Below are 18065 nucleotides of genomic sequence, written 5' to 3'. Positions count from 1 at the left end.
TTACAGGTTAAGGGTACGGGTAAAGCGATAAGCGCAGTAAACAATAACAGGAGCGGCAAGTACATCCATGGTGTAGTGTATATGCTGTATCAGCAGCAGGAACATAACCACCAGAGCAGCTATAAAGGCAATGATCTTGTCGTTTCGTTTTTCGAGATTAAGATAGATGAGTGCCATGGTAGCGGTGTGGCCCGAAAAAAACAAATCTTTAGTGATGGAAGCATGGCCGTAAAAATATCCGGTAAGTGGATCAACCAATGGCACCAAGCCAACCGGAGGATCAAGCTTTACCAATGTGAGCGATAAAAAACGCGCCAGGCAAACGAATATCAGCGTCCATATATAAGTGGTGCAGATGGCTGGTTTGTAAAATGCCCGCACCATCATCAATATACCCATACCCCAGATAATAGCGAAAATAGGTACCGATACATCATATGCCGGGAGCCGTGCCAATAACCAGTCATTTAAAACTATACCGTTCCTGGTTTCAATACCCCTGAAAAAGCCAGGCATTATATTGATAACGGCAGTAATAACTATAGTACCAATGAGCAATTTGGCTCGCTTAAAGCTGGTATCATAGGCACTTATCCAGTTTTGTTTTAATCTGTAAAGAGCAGTATTATCCACAATTTTTTAATGCGTATTGGGTTTTAAATAATTATTGACGTCAATATTAAGCAGTTGTTACCACATAGTTAAAATAAAATTTGACAAAAATAGGAATTAATTTAATGCAATAGTGTTGCATTTTGTTTTACATTTGCATATGGATCTGCACAAAACTTCGTCGCGGCTTGATAGTATAGGCATTACTGCATCAACATTGTGCGCTATACATTGCGCGCTTGTACCTGTATTGTTTACCAGCCTGCCGCTGCTGGGTTTGGGCTTTTTGGCCAATGCCTGGGTAGAGTGGGGGATGATAGTTTTGGCCCTGCTGATAGGTACCTATTCTATTGGTTTAGCTTACCTGCGCATACATCGTCAGTTGCTCCCTTTATCTTTATTGATAGCAGGGTTTACTATTATTATACTTGGGCACGCTTTTTCAAATGGTTGGGCTGAAGCCGTTATAGTACCCACAGGTGGGCTGTTGATTGCTGCAGCACATTTTGTAAATTACAAATATTCAGGAGCCTGTAAGCATAATGAACATAAATTGGAGTTGGAGGAAGTAGCAGAGCAAATTTAGCTTGAAAGTATAATTGCGTTGCATATTTAAACCAATGGTTATTTCTTGTTAAATTTGCAAGGTATTATTATCGTATTATATTATTAAATGGCACAAACCCGCAATAATTTTCATTTTGAAGATTTGCTGAACAAGCATCATTTAAAAAAGACTGCCCCGCGGTTAAGGGTTTTATCTATGATGTCGTCAAGGAGCGCGGCTACTTCGCAGCCCGATCTGGAAAGCGTAATGAATGATATTGACCGGGTTACACTATATCGCATCCTGAATGCCTTTGAAGAAAAAGGCATTATTCATAAAGTATTTGACTTAAACGGCACTGCCAACTACGCCCTGTGTTCATCCAACTGTGATGAAGGGCACCATCATGACGAACACCTGCATTTTAACTGCACCAGCTGCAAAAATGTTTATTGTTTAGATGATCAGCATTTGCCATCTGTAAACTTACCCGCCGGTTTTGAACCAACCGGTTTTACCCTGTACGCCACCGGCCTGTGCCCTAAATGCAGTAAAAAGACGGCCAAAAAATGATCTCTTCTAAAGCTATGTTCTTGTTTAAAACCGCTTTTAATTGCGGAATGTTATTTTTATTGTTCAGCCTTTGTTCGTTCACTCCAGGCCGTGATACTATCCCAACCACATCTACTTTTAAATTTAAGAGTATCACTATTGATGCAGGCCACGGCGGTAAAGACCCGGGTGCGCGCGGATCATACTCTGTTGAAAAAAATGTGACGCTGGCCATAGCTAAAAGGCTTAAAGCGGCTATTGACTCGCAGATCACCAACGTTCAAACCATCATGACCCGCACCGATGATACTTTTATCCCTCTGAATCAGCGGTCGGCCATTGCCAATCAAAATCATAGCAACCTGTTTATTTCTATCCACTGTAATTCATCGCCCGAAGGTAACGCGGCCATTGCGCACAAACGTAAAGGGGTATTGCTATTGGTTTACGGTTTCCACAGGCTCAAAGAACAGGAAGAGGCCGTGCGCGAAAACTCGTCTATATTTATTGAAAAGGACTACAAGCAAAATTACGAAAGCTATGATGAAAGCGATCCATCTAACCTCATCATCCTCAACGCGTACATACAAAAATACCGCAAACAAAGTATCCTTTTCGGCGACTTATTGAACACCGAGTTTGAAGATACCAACGGCCGCGAAAGCGCGGGTGTAAAAGAACAGGGGGTTTTGGTACTGGCTCACAGTGCCATGCCGGCCGTACTTATTGAAACCGGTTTTATAAACAACCCCGAAGAAGAAGATTACCTCAACTCGCCCGATGGTCAAAACGAAATTGTACAATCTATCATCCGGGCTATAAATAGCTACCGCAAGGCGATTGGGGCGTTGTAACACAAGTGGTTTAGAAATTAGGCTGTTTATCGACTCATCCGATCTGCGCTACGCTGAATCACCCTCTCTTCGGCTTCGCCGTAAAGAGGGTCAGAAAACAAGCAATTATGTACCATTTAAACTCCCTCTTTCCACCGCAGGTGAAGAGAGGGATGGCGAGCGTAGCGATGCCAGGGTGAGTCAACTATACGCTATGCAATTTTCATAATTACGCATTATCAAATAAACACTTATATTCGGCTTCAACAATTCCAAGCCGATGATCAACCTGTTCAATTCACGCAAGCTTTTTGTAAAAGTAATATGCCTCATGCTGTTCGTAACTCAGGCTCAAGCCCAGGTTAAGGAGCAAGGTATTATTCCACAGCCTTTCAAAATACAGAAAAACAACACGGTATTCACTTTTAGCAGGTCTTCAGGCATTGCCGTAGGTAATGGTATTGATTCGGATAACCTTACTTTCTTCAATCAATATTTTCATCAGCTGGCAGGTTATAACTTGCCCATCAATAAAACGGCTACAGCCATCAAATTAAATATCGATTCGGCAAACGTTGAACAACCCGAAGGATACAAACTTTCGGTAACAGCAAAGCAGATCAGCATAACAGGACATGATCAGGCCGGGGTGTTTTACGGGCTGCAATCGCTTGTTCAGTTATTACATGCAGATGCAAGGAAGATGACTGTTGAGGGCTGTGTGGTTGAAGATCATCCGCGTTTTAGTTACCGTGGGATGCACCTTGACGTGAGTCGGCATTTTTTTAAGGTTGATGCCATTGAAAAATGGATAGACCTGCTGGCCCTGTACAAGATCAATACCTTTCACTGGCACCTCACTGATGATCAGGGCTGGCGCATTGAGATAAAAAAATACCCCCTACTGCAAAGTATTTCGGCCTATCGCGATGAAACCATTATTGGCCATAAAAGGGATAGCCCGCATGTTTTTGACGGTAAACGCTATGGCGGATACTATACACAGGAAGAGGTAAAGGCTGTAGTGAAATATGCTATGGAAAGGCATATTACTATCATCCCCGAAATTGAAATGCCAGGCCACGCGCTGGCCGCACTGTCGGCTTACCCACAATTGGGCTGTACCGGCGGCCCATATAAAGCCGCTACCTTTTGGGGTATTTTTGATGATGTGTATTGCGCCGGTAACGAAGAAACCTTTACCTTTTTACAAAATGTGCTTGATGAAGTATTGCCACTTTTCCCATCCAAATACATCCACATTGGCGGCGACGAATGTCCTAAAACCAAATGGAAAACCTGCCCTAAGTGCCAGAAACGCATAAAGGACGAGCATTTGAAAGATGAGCATGAGCTGCAGAGCTATTTCATCAGCCGCATGGAAAAATACCTGAACAGCAAAGGCAGGCAGATTATTGGCTGGGACGAAATTCTGGAAGGAGGCCTTGCTCCCGGCGCTACGGTAATGAGCTGGACAGGCGAGGAAGGCGGCATAGCAGCAGCCAAACAGCACCACGATGCCATCATGACGCCCGAAAAATATGTTTACCTGGATTATTACCAGTCGCTTTACTCCAGCGAGCCGCTTGCTGGTGGAGGTTACACGCCGCTAAGTAAAATATACAATTACGAACCCATAACCAAGGAGCTTACCACCGACGAGGCCAAATACATTAAAGGCGTACAAGCTAATGCCTGGAGTGAGTACATGGCCAGCCCGGCACAGGCCGAGCGCCAGCTATTCCCCCGCATGTTGGCCTTAGCCGAAATTGCCTGGACGGATAAAGGCAACAAGAATTATGCAGGGTTCCTGAAACGTCTGCGTTATCAGCAAACGCTGCTTAAACAATTGAATATTAATTCGGCTAATACCTTTGACGAAATTACCGACAGCCTTAGCGAATCGGCCGGTCATGAGGTGCAGCTTGCCTTGAATACCACCCTGCCGGGCAGCAATATATATTATACCACTGATGGTAGCGCTCCCACTTTGAAAAGTAAAAAATACAGCAAACCGTTTAGCATTACTGCTTCAGGAACGGTTAAGGCTGCAGTTTTTAGCGGTGCAAAGCAGTATGGCCATATGTATGAAAAAGATTTTCATTTGCATAAGGCAATAGGTAAATCAGTAACACTCACAAATCAGCCAAAGGGTGGATATAATTCGGGCGATGCATTTGGCCTGGTTAATGGTGTATTTGGTAATAAACTTTACAATGACGGCCAATGGTATGGCTTTAATGGAGAAGACCTGGAAGCAGTGGTTGATCTGGGTAAAGTTCAAACCGTATCGCAACTGGGTATCAATATCTTAAAATATCACTGGCAAAAAATGTGGGAGCCGCAGGTACTCACCTTTGAAACCTCGGCCGACGGAAAAACCTATACCGAAGTTTACCGCCAAACCACCTTTAATGCCAATGGAATTAACCCGGTACATGCCAGCATAAAACCGATACAGGCCAGATACGTAAGGGTAAAAGGAACCAACAAGGGCATTATCCCTCCTGGCGAGTACATTGCCGGGGCCAAAGCCTGGTTGCTGGTTGATGAATTGATAGTGGATTAATTCTGGCTTAGAATTTTTTGTCTGAACCAGAATTAATCGGATTAAGGGATTATAAGATTTTTTCTTTTCTCCTCAGCAGATAAGCTTTGCAGAATAAAGGCCTTGTGCGGCAAAGAAACCTCTTTGCTGAAAGCCTTTTGGTTACTTTGTGGCTACAAAGTAAAGGCCCTCCCGCGGCCAAGAGCGGGTATACGCCATCTATTACGCTGCCTTCATCGCAATGACAAGCGGAGAAGGAAAGATTTCCTGCTTCACATAATTTTCACATCTGCACATCAATAAACATCATCCCATATTTTTTTTCCTATTTTTATACCAAACACTAATGCACGCGTTATGTTGAAATAACAGAATTGTTTTAATATGCTATTTTTTTACCCTGAAAGCATCGCAAGGATAACTACTCAATGAGCAAAGTATTTACAATAACCGAGGGTTTGGAGAATATGGGAGCTTTGCGAACGGGCGGGCAAGGCTCCGTTTACAAAGGGAGGCGTTACGGCCCTATCATTACTGCCATTAAGCTACTACCCACACCTATACATACCGAAAGTACCGACGATAAAAACTTCCGCAATTTTCAAAACGAGGTTGAAAAACTAAAAAAGGTAAATGAGGAGCCCAATCCAAATGTAGTTAAGATATTAAACTCCGGCATTACAGAAAGCGGTTCTTTCCCATTTATTGAAATGGAGTTTATTGATGGCCCCGATCTGGAAGATCTGTTGAAACCGCCTCACGAACCCATTTTCACCATAAAAGAGATTATTAAACTTGCCGACCAGCTGGCCAACGCTTTATCGCACTGTCATAAGGTTTCGGTAAAGCATGGCGATATCAAAAGCAATAACGTAAAGTTTAATATCCATACAGGTAACTATGTATTGTTGGATTTTGGGCTGTCGGCCATGTCTGATGATCAGCGTCGTACCAGTATCAGGCATGCCGGGGCAATTGAGTTTATGGCCCCGGAGCAAAATGAGGGACTGATGTATTTTCAAACAGATGTGTACAGCTACGGCATCATTCTGTATGAGCTGATAGCCGGGCAGGTTCCGTTCCCGCTGCGCGATAATGGCGAAACCGCCCGCAATGCGGTGATGCTGGCCCACATGGAAACACCGGTACCCGATGTAATGGAACTGCGTAAAAGCAATCTGCCCGAAAGCTGGACCGATCAAAAGAAACAGCACGAGATGATGATACCGGCGTGGTTGCTGCAAATAGTAGCCAAATGCCTTCAGAAAGACCCTGCTGATAGGTTTGTGAACGGTATAGAACTGCAGGAAACACTGATGTACAGCAGCATTGCCAGCGTAAACGGTAACCAGGAAGATGACAGCTGGAATGCCTCGGTACTGCTTAAGGAGAACGAGCGTTTACAGGGCCTGCTATTATACTACCAGGAGGCCGAAAATAATAAGGCCCAGCCAGAATTAACTGCCGGTGCGGATAATCTTCCGGCTGTTGAGAGTGGCAAACAGGTGCGCATGTCTAAACCTGTTTTTATCATATTTATGCTATTGCTGTGCGGTTTTACCGTTTTTTCGGCAGCCGTAATGAGCAGGTTTGGCGGCAGGATATATCACGGGGTTTATAATAGGATCTTTAGCCCGGCTAAGAAACCTGTAGATTCGGTTAAACAAACGGTAACGCCCAAAAAACAGAACCAGGATAATACCGCGACACCGCAGGATACCACCCCCGTTAATGATGAATCGGGTATTCCGCCGGAGATTGATTCGCAGGCCGATTCTATTTTGAAGGGCATGAAATACAACAAAGCCGGCAAGGCTAATGAGGAGCCACAGTTTTACCGCGACAGTGCTAAAACAAAGGATACCTCTAATTTGAATTTTTAATGATAAAAACGTTAACCAGTTAAAAAACCTAAGTAACTGAATGGAATCAAAATCAACGTTTTGGCAAAAGATAGGGCTGCAGGATTGGTTTTTACCCAATGGTAAACCCGCTAATCCGGCGGCCGAAAAAATAAAAGCGCTTACTCCCGATGATGTTTATGTATACATTATCGAAAAATTTAAAGAATCGATAGGTCAGTTATCATTTGCCGACCGCGTGGTGTTTTATCACGAGTTCATCATCAGTTTTAATGAAGAAGATTACCAGGAATTTATCAATAACCGCTCAGGTCTTTTTGGCATCATCGTAAACGAATCGGTTAAAAAGTTTTACGAGTTACTGCGCGAGCACCAGGAGGTGGGAAAAAAGGTTGAGCCATCAAGCTCCAAATGGGTATTCCGCCTGGTTTCGCATCCCGATTACGCCAAAGGAGATAAAGGTTTTATAGGTAAGTTATTACCGGGCAGCAACAAAAAGGAGGAGAACCTTCGTGTAACCTTTATTCCGCGCCATACCGGGGTGGCCCAAACGCTTGATATCAGTAATGATATACTCAAAGGCTTTACCTATTACAGCGAAGGCTATTATGAGCTGCCTTATGCCAACGACCTTAATTATAATGAAAAGGAAATAGCCAAACCCGGCGAAAAGGTAATAGCCCGCCTGGATACCATTATGCCCGATAAACAGTTTGTAGGCCGCAAGGTAGAGTACCTGATGAAGGACGACGACATTGTGGTATCTGGCAATGAAGAAACTCGCGACGAGCATGGCGTGTTTAAAGTACCCAGCGATTGGGTAAACACACCGCACCTGCGTATCCGTTTAAATAAGGCCGATGGCAAGTTGTATCTGTCGTCATTTGGCGAGCGCACACTGATCAATGAACAGGAAGTTACCCGCAGCGATGTAAATATGCCGCAATGGGTCGAGCTGCCTTTTAACTCTAAAATATTACTGAATGGCATCATAGGCATCAACATATTTAAACCCGAAGCATAATGTCACAAATACTATCATTTGGGCTGTTAGCAATATGCGTTTTATTATTGGCGGCTCACTTTATCGACATAAAAAATTCCAGTAAAAACCATGGAAAATAATTTTTTCGGAATAACTGATATTGGTAAGCAAAGGGATAATAACGAGGATACTTTTATTGCCCAGAAAGCTGATGATGGCAAGCACATTATTGCCTGCGTAATTGATGGCGTTGGGGGCTATTCGGGGGGTGAGGTGGCGGCAGATATAGCACGCGAAAGCATTTTGGAGCAGCTGAGCTATATAGCCGGCGATGTTGTACCACTTATGGTAAACACCATAGGCAAAGCCAACCAGCGCATATATGAGCAAAAGCAGGGAAACAAACAGCTCGAAAACATGGCCTGCGTACTAACGCTTGCTGTAATTGATATTCCAAACAATCAGTTTCATTATGCCCATGTGGGCGATACCCGTCTTTACCTGCTGCGCGATAACTCGCTCATCAAAATATCTAAAGACCATTCCTTTGTAGGTTTCCTGGAAGATTCTGGCAGGTTGAGCGAGGAGGCCGCTATGGATCACCCCAAACGTAATGAGATCAATAAGGCGCTCGGCTTTAATCCGCAGATAGCCAAGGATCCTGACTTTGTAGAAACAGGCCATTCACCATTTTTACCGGGCGATCTGTTATTAATTTGCAGCGATGGCCTTACCGATCTGGTTGATAAAAGCCTGATCACAAAAATATTAACCGGCGGCGGTTCCATACAAAGCAAAGGCGAAAAATTGATAGATGCCGCCAACAGCCGCGGCGGAAAAGACAACGTGACCGTAGTACTGGTACAAAATGACAAGGCTCCGCGTCAGCATAATGCCACCCGGCCTGCTACCAACTCAAAAACGGCCGAAGAGGTTATTGACCCCTTGCTGCAACCTAAATTACCCGAAGGTCCTGCGGTGGTTCCGGTAAAACAGAAAAGTAACCGAGGTACCATGGTGGTGTTATTTATATTACTGGCTTTAGCCATAGCGGGCTTTTTATGGCAGTTTTGGCTTAATTATCAGCTTAAACAGCCTGAAGTAAAAGTGCTGGCTGCTCCTGTAAAAGTAAAAAATGCTGAAGAATTAAAATTGCAGGATACCATTAACAAATTAAAGGGAAACACCCTGATAATTTCTGCTGCCGATTTTAACCAACCCATTGTTTTAAGCGATACCCTGCACATTCAAAAGGATAGCCTGTATATCAAGGCCAAGGGGAGCATCGTTTTCAAGCGCGATTCTGCTTATGCCGGACCGGCGATATCCCTGGCGGTCAACAGTAAATATGTAGTGCTGGATAGTGTTGCCTTTGATGGCTTTAACGTAGCCGTGGCTACTCATAACGATGCATTGGTGCTAAAACACGTGGTGTTTAACAATTGCGCTGTACCAGTGCAAACATCCTATATCTTTCCGCAAAATAAATTTGTTTCGGGCAGGTTGTTCGGTGGTATGTTTAAAATTGATACCTTATCAAAAACTACTAAATAATAATGGATAAGGGTACACCTAAAACTCCCGGCAGAGGGCTGGAACGGTTGTTTTTATTTTTCATAGCCATTGTACTGGCCGTATTATTTGGCAAGCTTTACACGGTATTACAGCAAAAGTTTGTTGACGTTGATAAACGACTGAAGGATGGCACCATCGTAAACCTTAATGCGCCAAATACCGCCCGCAGCGTGGCTGCCCTGCTGCAAAAAGGTTATTATTTTGATGATCTTAAAGATGTGGATTATATCCGCGCTACCATTGCATCTAAAGCCAACGCTGGCGAACTGTTTGATAACGCCGGGGAGATCAACAAGCGTAAATACTACGTAAATGCCGACGATGCCTATGTCAACGGCGGCGAATCTTTCAAAAAACGGGTAATTGTATCGCGTTCATTACTGGGCTATACCGGCGAGGATTCCATCCGCTTTACACAGGAAAAAAACAGCCCGCCGCAGTTGCCTTCACAAACCGATCTTGGTTTGGGCCAATTTAGCATCAGCGGGGTTATTGTTAAGCATAAAGATCAGCCGATTGGTGGTGTACTGGTCAGGCTCAACATGATATTGCCGCAGGACAGCATTGTGTCTGACGAGGAGATAACCTCAAGAGGCGCTACCACACAGGCTACCAATGCCTACAAAAAAGTTTTTGTTATCAACACCGATAAAAAACGCCAGCTACAATCATTAACCGCGTTTGCCCGTACTGATGAAAGCGGCCGGTATGTGTTTAAAAACCTGCCTACCGGTAAAGCTTTTGAGGTATTGCCGCTGCAGCCCGGTTTCGAGTTTGGGCGTTCACAAGGCGTGGTTGAACTGGACAAGGATAAGGCGCTCAATTTTGTGCAGACGCCGCACACCATCAAATTACTCTCTACCCGCGATTTTAACATACTTAAAAAAGAAGGCGCCTTTATTGTACGTACACAGGATGAGTTTAATCAATGGTACTGGATTATTGCGGGCAGCTTTTTCCTCGGTTTCCTGATCCTGCACTTGCTGTTTAGTGCGCGCTACCCCTATGCAGATCAGCTGATATTGCCGCTGGTGATGTTGCTGACAGGTATTTCGTTCCTCACCTTATTATCACTGCAAGACCCACTGCGCGATCGTTTTCTGGCTAAAGATACTTTAACATACCTTGGCATAGGCATAGGCGGCATGTGCCTGCTGCAATTTTTTAACCTGCGTCGTTTTAATGCCGACTCCACCTTGTACCGCCTATTGTTTTTTAAAGGACTGCGCAGCGCGGCCAATGGCTGGCCATGGGCATTGGTGGCAATGGCGTTGTTGTTTAGCACTATCCTTTTTGGTACGGGCCCCGAGGGCAGCGGTGTAAAGGTAAACCTGCTGGGTGTGCAGCCCAGCGAAATTGTGAAATACCTCATCATGATATTCCTGGCAGGCTTTTTTGCCGCCAACGAAAAATTTATCAGTCAGTACGCCAGTTGGGGTAAGCGCTGGTCGTTTTTCTCCTTTGCGCTTATAGCCACAGTTATTACACTGCTGCTGTTCCTGGTTCTGGGCGATTTGGGGCCGGCTATGGTGATCTGTTTTACGTTCATCATCCTGTTTTCCTTTTCGCGCGGCGATTTCATGTATATGGCCGCCTATGTGCTGCTGTTTGTACTGGCAACCTGGTTTTTTGATAGTGTTTGGCTCAGTGCCGCCATTACTTTTGGTATTTGGGGTGTTGTTGCGTTTCTGAAACCACGCTTATTGAGCGAATCGGCCTTTATGGCGCTCATCGTGATCACGGCATTCTTAACTATCGATAAAATACCCGGCCTTGATAAAATTATTCCCGGCCCGGTTGAACGTTTGGTGGAGCGTAAAGCCATTTGGCTGGATGCCTGGAACAACGAAGTTTATGGTGGCGATCAGGTAGCCAACGGTCTTTGGGCTATGGCCAGTGGCGGTTTAAGCGGAGCAGGTGTAGGGCAAGGCTTCGCCAAAACCATCCCTGAGGCTCATACCGATATGATACTACCGTCCATCGGCGAAGAGTTTGGATGGGCAGGTATGGCCGCTATTTTTATATTGTTCCTGCTGTATTTGCACCGGTCTATCATTATAGGCAGGCAAACAGGTACACCGCTGTTGTTTTACCTCAGCGCGGGCATTGGTGTATGTTCGTTCGTACAGTTTATCCTCATAGCAGGCGGATCTATAGGTGCATTGCCTTTATCGGGCGTATCGTTACCGTTTGAAAGTTATGGCGGCTCATCGCTGGTTATCAATATGCTGGCCGCAGGCTTTTTGCTGTCGGTATCATCAGTAAAAGGTACGGCGGTACAAATGAGCTTTATTACCAAACAGCAGGATAAAAACCTGGTACCTGCGCTTGCAGCCGCACTTGCAGCTGTGGTACTGCTTACTGTGAACGTATCGCGCTACAGCTCCGATAACAAACATTGGGTGGTGAAACCATCTTTAGTGGCCGATAAAAGCGGTTTGCGGATGTTTAGTTACAACCCACGTATCGCTATTTTAATGAACAAGCTGCAGGCAGGTTCGCTGCTTGATCGTAACGGCCTGATACTGGCTACCAGCAAGCCCGCTTTGATTGAGCAACAACGGGCAAAACTGGCATCAACTGGCCTCATGCATTATAACCTGGATTCGGCCATGCATAAACGTTTGGACAGGTATTATCCTTTTGAAGAGAACATGTTCTTTTGGACTGGCGATGATAATACCGGCGTATTCAACGGCAGCACCAACGGTTACTTTGGCGAATACGAACATGCCGCCGAGCTGCGCGGATTTAAAATGCCGGTTACCAGCTACAACGTAAAAGCCTCCCGTTACCAGGAAGACCGCTTTTTACCCCGCGGTGTAAAGGAAATGACGGTTAACAAGCGCGATTACAGTGCCCTTGCACCGCTGCTGCTGGCCGATATAAACGGACCGGAGATAGCGGCTTTCAGAAACAAGAACCGCGATGTACAGCTTACAGTAGATGCCGAGCTACAAACCAGCATACAGCAATCCATAGCTGCCGATACTTCCTTATTGGATAACCGTGTTTCGGTAGTGATCATGGAGCCCGCTACGGGTGATGTACTGGCTTCGGCGGTATACCCCTTGCCCCCGGTACATAACTGGGATCAACTCACCATGTCGCAAACTGATCAAAATAAGCTTGCCACCTGGATGACGACCACCGATCTGGGTTTCACTTATGCCTCACAACCGGGCTCAACGGCTAAGGTATTAACTGCTATGTCGGCATTTAATAAGTTGGGGGTTGATGCCTCCAAGGTGGTTTATCATGTGAGCATGAACGAGCGGATCCGCACTAAAGGCATCGAACCTGATGAAACCGGCATGATCACCATGGAAAGGGCCATAGCCAAATCAAACAACGTATATTTTATAAAGCTTGCCAACCAGCAGCACCTGGAAGAGTACATGGTAAACCTGTACATGAAAACAGGTATGTTCCTGCATGGTGTGGGTGGCTATTACTATAATAAACCGGCGGATAATTCGGCCCAGGAAGAAAAATGGCGCAACCTATGGCGTAAAACCGAATTTAATACCAAGCCAAGGTACGATCCTAACAACATCCATAAAACAAGAGCCAAGGGTATCTCAGGTATGGCCTGGGGCCAGGGCGAATTGATTGCTACACCGGCATCGGTGGCAAGGCTCATATCGGGTGTAGCAAATGACGGATTGTTAAGACCGAACCGTTTCGCCCTCAAGGTAAATGATACCGCCATAGCTGTAAAACCTGGCATTAAGCTGGCCGAAAAGCCGGAATATGCCGCCCTGTTGAAGCAATATATGATTGCGCAAAGTGCGCCAAAAGTGCCTATATTGCATATAGCAGTAGCGGGAAAAAGCGGTACGCCCGAGCGTATTGTGAAAAACAAGAGTGTGAACGATGGCTGGTACGCATTTTTTGCACCCGAAGCTAAAGGAACGGGTAATATGGTGGTTTGCATCCGGATAGAATCAACCAAGGGCTCGTCAGATGCGGTAAGGCTGGCGGGTAATCATGTTATACCTTTTTTACTAAAAAAAGGCTATATGAAAAGTTTTGCACCTGAAAAGGTAGTGAGGGTAGAAAGAATATTACCGCCTGAGCCTGTGGCCGCGCCGGAAGATACCACATCAACAGAAGAAGTAAATCCATAAATAAAACAGTATTAAGCATGGCGTTCAATTTATTCAGAAACAAGGGAGATAAGCGCGAATGGGATGTGAAAAGTCTGCGCGAGGCCTTGTTGCGTTTTATAAAAGAAGCATTACAAAAAATAGAAGGCGGTGAAGGCGGCCATATCAAGGAACTGCTGCTTTATGTAGCTGCCGACCAGGACGATAAGCATATTTATGAAGGCGCGGTTTATGTGCACGATAAAGAAAAATTCAGGAATGAAATACAGCGAATAGCGGACGATTATGCTCTTGACCTGCCATCTGATTGGACGATTGAAGTGATCTTTAGCGATGACCTGCCGGCAGAAGCGGCCAGGATACCGAATACAGATGCTGCTTTCCTGATGCATACCCGCAGGCAGGTACAGCACAATGCGGCTTCGGCAGTAGCCTATATCAGGATACTGAGCGGCGAGGCCGAGCAAGATGAATATGTGATCAAAGCTACTGACGATAAGATCAACATCGGTCGTGATAAAAAAGCGGTTACCGATAATGGCTCATACCGCTTAAATAAACTGGTATTCCCAGCCAACAGCGATGATGAAAGCAACCGTTTTATCAGCCGTCAGCACGCGCATATTGAATGGAACAAAGATGCCGAGTGCTTTATGATATTTGCCGATGAGGGCGGAGTACCGCCCCGCAATAAAACCAAGATTCACATAGCGGCCAATGGAAAAATGATCAAGCTTAATTCAACCCAGATAGGCCACCCCATGAACGAAGGCGACCAGGTGATCCTGGGCGAATCGGCCGTATTCCTATTCAGCACCAAAACTGAGGGGTAGTTTTTTGGGGGCTTTGGGATATTGGGACTTTTGGACTAAACAATTGCCAGGAGCGAAGCAATAAATAGTGAATAAGGTCGTGCCATCCTGAGCTTGTCGAAAGATCGGGCGCAGAGGCCTTAACCCACCATGGTTCGACAGAGCTCACCATTACTATCATTCGGGTTTGTATTTCCAAAGGTATTTAAGGTATATTAGCTTTATCACAACCTTGAACCAATGAAACAACCTGTCACATCAATTTTAATATTTGTAATCACTTTTGCAACGTCCTGTAACTTCAATAAAAAGCAAATAGATGTATCCGGAGCAGATGAATGGCAGAGCATTTATATTACAGATGATAATAGGGTAGTAACCGGAATACAAAATAATAATGATTCATCAATAGTTAAGGTCTATCATAGAGGATCAATTTTTACAACGCGCCCCAATAAAATAATTATTGACACCTTAAAAACGTGGTTCAGCAGATCAGAGAAAGACTCGCTTGCTTATTTGGCTAAAAGTATCATTTTAAACCCTGTTAAAACTAAATCATTTTGTACCGAATTTGTAGGTACCGTTAAAATAGAAATTTCGTATGGACAGTTTAAACAAAGTGGAGGATATACTTCCGTTTGCGATTGGCCTTCTTTATCAAACCAAACAAAACAACTGAATAATATTCTTCAAAGAAAAATGAAGAAGTTAAAGAAAGAAGAGTAGCGCTTAAAATGGTGCGGCTGTATCTTTGTTACGCTCCTCTGCGGAGAGTGTTTAATATAGTTTAGTGATTGCCTCTCGCATACAATTGTATTTTTCTTATCCTACATCAAGTGTAAACCCTGTTTTCTGAGGTAAATTTGATCTATCAATTAAAACGAAAAGGAACACAATGGAAAATACAATAAACGGCATACACCACATCACTGCTATTGCAGGTGGCGCTAAAAAAAACTATGATTTTTATACCCGTATATTGGGTTTAAGGATGGTGAAAAAAACGGTAAATTTTGATGATCCGCAAACTTACCATTTATATTATGGCGATAAGGTTGGTACCCCAGGCACTATCCTTACGTTTTTCCCATGGCAAGGCATCACTGCCGGCAGGAGAGGTGCACGCCAGGTTACCGAAATTGGTTATAGCGTACCCGAAGGCAGTTTAGATTTTTGGTTGAAACGGTTTGAGGATAACAACGTGATCTACAACAAACCTTCCGAAAAATTTGGTGAGCAATACCTTACCGTGCTTGACCCTGATGGTTTAAAACTGGAACTGATAGTACCTAAAACCGCCGATAACAGGCTGCCTTGGGAAACTGCAGAAGTAAAAGACGAAAACGCTACCCGTGGTTTCCACAGTATAACCATCACCACCAATAAAATGGATGCCACTGCCAAAATATTAACCGGCGTATTTGGTTACCGCCTGCTTGAGCAACATGTAAATCGCTACCGGTTTATAACAGATGCAGTTGATAATGCGGCCATAGTTGACCTGGTTGAAGTAGCCGGAGAAGTAGCTGGTCATGTAGCCGGAGGTTCGGTTCATCATGTGGCATTCCGTGTTAAAAACGAAGCCATATTAATGGAATACCGTGAAAAAATAGCCAACCTGGGTTTGCATATTACCGACAAGATAGACAGGAATTACTTTTACTCCCTGTACTTCCGCGAACCAGGAGGTGTACTGTTTGAATTGGCTACTGATAACCCTGGTTTCTCTGTTGATGAACCTGTTGAGCAATTGGGTCAGGGCTTGAAACTGCCTGCTCAGTACGAAAGCATGCGCGAGGATCTTGAAAAATCATTGCCATCCTTGGTATAACAAAATAACAGCTGCTCATCCGCCTTCACCCGGCGGATGAGCAGCTTAATTATTTGATCTTTAACAGCACAAATCATGTATATTCATCATAAACAAATACTTACAGCGGGCACCCCGGCCGAGAAGGCCAGCAAAGCCATTATCATGTTGCATGGGCGTGGTGCATCGGCAGCAAGTATCATCACCTTGAAAGATCATCTGAAACTTGATGGTTACGCCATTTTTGCGCCGCAGGCTACCGAGCATAGCTGGTACCCTTACAGCTTTATGGCCCCGGTTGCTAATAACCAGCCCGCGCTTGATTCGGCCCTGGCTATTATTGGCGATCTGGTAGAGGATATCAAAAAGCAGGGCATAACACAGGAAAATATTTATTTTCTCGGCTTTTCGCAGGGTGCCTGTTTAACCCTGGAGTATGTAACCCGTAATGCTGGCCGTTATGGTGGCGTAATAGCGCTCACAGGTGGCTTAATTGGCGAACAGCTGATCAACGATAATTACAAAGGTGATTTTAATAACACCCCGGTCCTCATCACCACCGGCGACCCTGATACCCACGTACCGGTAAGCCGGGTAAACGAAAGCAAAACTATTATTGAAGGGCTAAATGCAAGCGTTACCCTCAAAATATATAAAGGCCGCATGCATACCATCAGTGCAGATGAGCTGCAACTGGCCAATGGGATATTAGCATAATGATTGCAATAAATTAAAGAAAGGGCTGCAGTTAGTGTAGTAGTTTATCAATTGACTCACCCCGACATCGCTGCGCTTATCACCCCTCTGTTCGCCTACGGCGGAAAGAGGGGTTTTTCTTTTAGTTTATGTTATGTCTCAGAGGATTGCTTGATTCATAATATTTCTCCTCGTTCCTCATCGAAATGACAACCTTTTTGTCTATTCCGAATACCTCTGGTTACAACGCTAACAACGGCGAGAGTACAACTACAGCAGCTTATCAACCTGATACTGATAGCCTAATACAGCTTGAACGATTGCACTTCTTACAATTTTCCACTCTTTTAATTCCGGAATAAAAACAGGTGTTTCTAAGCCCGAATTAGCAGTAGCCTGTGTATAAAAAGCCGACCGGATAGGATGATCAGGAGAGCAACCATTAAATAAATAACCAAAGGCCTGCTTATTCAATATAGCCATACTCAGGCCAATACAATCATCTAAATGGATGAGGTTAACGGGAGCATTACCGTTGGGAATATCTTTCTTCCCGGCAAAAAAGCGGCCGGGATCGCGACCGGGCCCTATTAATCCCGCAAAGCGGATGATGCTCGTTTTGAAGGAAGTTTCGTTACCAAAAAGTTCTTCGGCCTGCAGTAATATTTTACCAGCCTCGGTATTTGGCTCCGGGTTGATGTTTTCGGTAACTTCATGGTTCAAATCAGCATAAACACCGGTAGAGCTGATGAATACTACCTGTTGAACACCATGTTGCTTTATTGCCCTGATCATGGCCTGTATCTTAGGGCCGTAAGCCGCTCCCTCGCCCGATCGGCTTTTTGGCGGGATAGCAATAAACAACACATCGCAACTGAAAAAATCAGGGTCATAGTCTGCTGTATCGGCACTAAAATTTACTACATAAGGTTCAATACCATCCGCTGCCAATGTTGCTGTTTTTTGTGCCGAGGTTGTTGAGCCTTTTACCCTGTGGCCTGCACCTATGAGGGCTTTTGCCAGTGCCAGGCCATACCAGCCGCAGCCTAAAATACTGATGTTCATTTGTGTAGCCATTACCTTGCTGTAGCTTGATTTTAACAGATTGGCGCAAAGGTAAT

The 18065-nt window shown here is 44.7% G+C and carries 14 protein-coding genes; 12 read left to right on the top strand and 2 right to left on the bottom strand.

Annotation, left to right across the window (positions count from 1 at the left end; all coding sequences use genetic code 11):
- Positions 1-633, bottom strand: a complete 633-nt coding sequence (locus QWZ01_RS12725; RefSeq protein ID WP_290323716.1) for a phosphatase PAP2-related protein — start codon at positions 631-633, stop codon at positions 1-3.
- 139 nt (positions 634-772) lie between these two features.
- On the opposite strand from QWZ01_RS12725, the gene QWZ01_RS12720 reads away from it, so the two are divergent.
- The 12 genes from QWZ01_RS12720 to QWZ01_RS12665 all read left to right on the top strand — a co-directional run bounded on the left by QWZ01_RS12720 (position 773) and on the right by QWZ01_RS12665 (position 16965).
- Positions 773-1198 (top strand): MerC domain-containing protein, encoded by a 426-nt coding sequence (locus QWZ01_RS12720; RefSeq protein ID WP_290323715.1) that lies wholly within the window; start codon positions 773-775, stop codon positions 1196-1198.
- A gap of 87 nt (positions 1199-1285) precedes the next feature.
- Positions 1286-1732 (top strand): Fur family transcriptional regulator, encoded by a 447-nt coding sequence (locus tag QWZ01_RS12715; RefSeq protein WP_290323714.1) that lies wholly within the window; start codon positions 1286-1288, stop codon positions 1730-1732.
- Positions 1729-2565: an N-acetylmuramoyl-L-alanine amidase family protein gene (locus QWZ01_RS12710; RefSeq protein WP_290323713.1), complete on the top strand. Its 837-nt coding sequence runs from the start codon at positions 1729-1731 to the stop codon at positions 2563-2565. The genes QWZ01_RS12715 and QWZ01_RS12710 overlap by 4 nt, the downstream gene beginning before the upstream one ends.
- Positions 2566-2824: 259 nt before the next feature.
- Positions 2825-5113 (top strand): glycoside hydrolase family 20 protein, encoded by a 2289-nt coding sequence (locus tag QWZ01_RS12705; protein WP_290323712.1) that lies wholly within the window; start codon positions 2825-2827, stop codon positions 5111-5113.
- Between the two features lie 407 nt (positions 5114-5520).
- Positions 5521-6975 carry a serine/threonine protein kinase gene (locus QWZ01_RS12700; protein WP_290323711.1) on the top strand — a complete coding sequence of 485 codons (1455 nt, stop codon included), beginning with the start codon at positions 5521-5523 and terminating at the stop codon, positions 6973-6975.
- Positions 6976-7015: 40 nt separating this feature from the next.
- Positions 7016-7978 (top strand): hypothetical protein, encoded by a 963-nt coding sequence (locus tag QWZ01_RS12695; RefSeq protein ID WP_290323710.1) that lies wholly within the window; start codon positions 7016-7018, stop codon positions 7976-7978.
- 90 nt (positions 7979-8068) lie between these two features.
- Entirely contained in the window at positions 8069-9493 is a 1425-nt protein-coding gene (locus QWZ01_RS12690) for a PP2C family protein-serine/threonine phosphatase (protein ID WP_290323709.1), read from the top strand.
- A 2-nt stretch (positions 9494-9495) separates the two neighbouring features.
- Positions 9496-13644 (top strand): FtsW/RodA/SpoVE family cell cycle protein, encoded by a 4149-nt coding sequence (locus QWZ01_RS12685; RefSeq protein WP_290323708.1) that lies wholly within the window; start codon positions 9496-9498, stop codon positions 13642-13644.
- Positions 13645-13661: 17 nt separating this feature from the next.
- Positions 13662-14456 carry an FHA domain-containing protein gene (locus QWZ01_RS12680; protein WP_290323707.1) on the top strand — a complete coding sequence of 265 codons (795 nt, stop codon included), beginning with the start codon at positions 13662-13664 and terminating at the stop codon, positions 14454-14456.
- A 219-nt stretch (positions 14457-14675) separates the two neighbouring features.
- Positions 14676-15164, top strand: coding sequence for a hypothetical protein (locus QWZ01_RS12675; protein ID WP_290323706.1), 489 nt, complete (start codon positions 14676-14678; stop codon positions 15162-15164).
- A 169-nt stretch (positions 15165-15333) separates the two neighbouring features.
- The gene (locus QWZ01_RS12670) at positions 15334-16269 is read left to right on the top strand and encodes a ring-cleaving dioxygenase (protein ID WP_290323705.1); all 936 of its coding nucleotides are present in this window, start codon (positions 15334-15336) and stop codon (positions 16267-16269) included.
- Positions 16270-16344: 75 nt separating this feature from the next.
- The gene (locus QWZ01_RS12665; protein ID WP_290323704.1) at positions 16345-16965 is read left to right on the top strand and encodes an alpha/beta hydrolase; all 621 of its coding nucleotides are present in this window, start codon (positions 16345-16347) and stop codon (positions 16963-16965) included.
- Between the two features lie 249 nt (positions 16966-17214).
- Here the strand turns inward: QWZ01_RS12665 and QWZ01_RS12660 are convergent, their stop codons facing one another.
- Complete coding sequence (locus QWZ01_RS12660; protein ID WP_290323703.1) at positions 17215-18021, bottom strand: SDR family oxidoreductase; 807 nt, start codon at positions 18019-18021, stop codon at positions 17215-17217.
- Positions 18022-18065 lie beyond the last annotated feature (44 nt).

Source organism: Mucilaginibacter aquaedulcis (assembly GCF_030409325.1).
GTDB classification, from domain to species: domain Bacteria; phylum Bacteroidota; class Bacteroidia; order Sphingobacteriales; family Sphingobacteriaceae; genus Mucilaginibacter; species Mucilaginibacter aquaedulcis.
The sequence above is the reverse complement of the archived record's forward strand: the minus strand, read 5'-3'. Positions and strand labels throughout refer to the sequence as shown.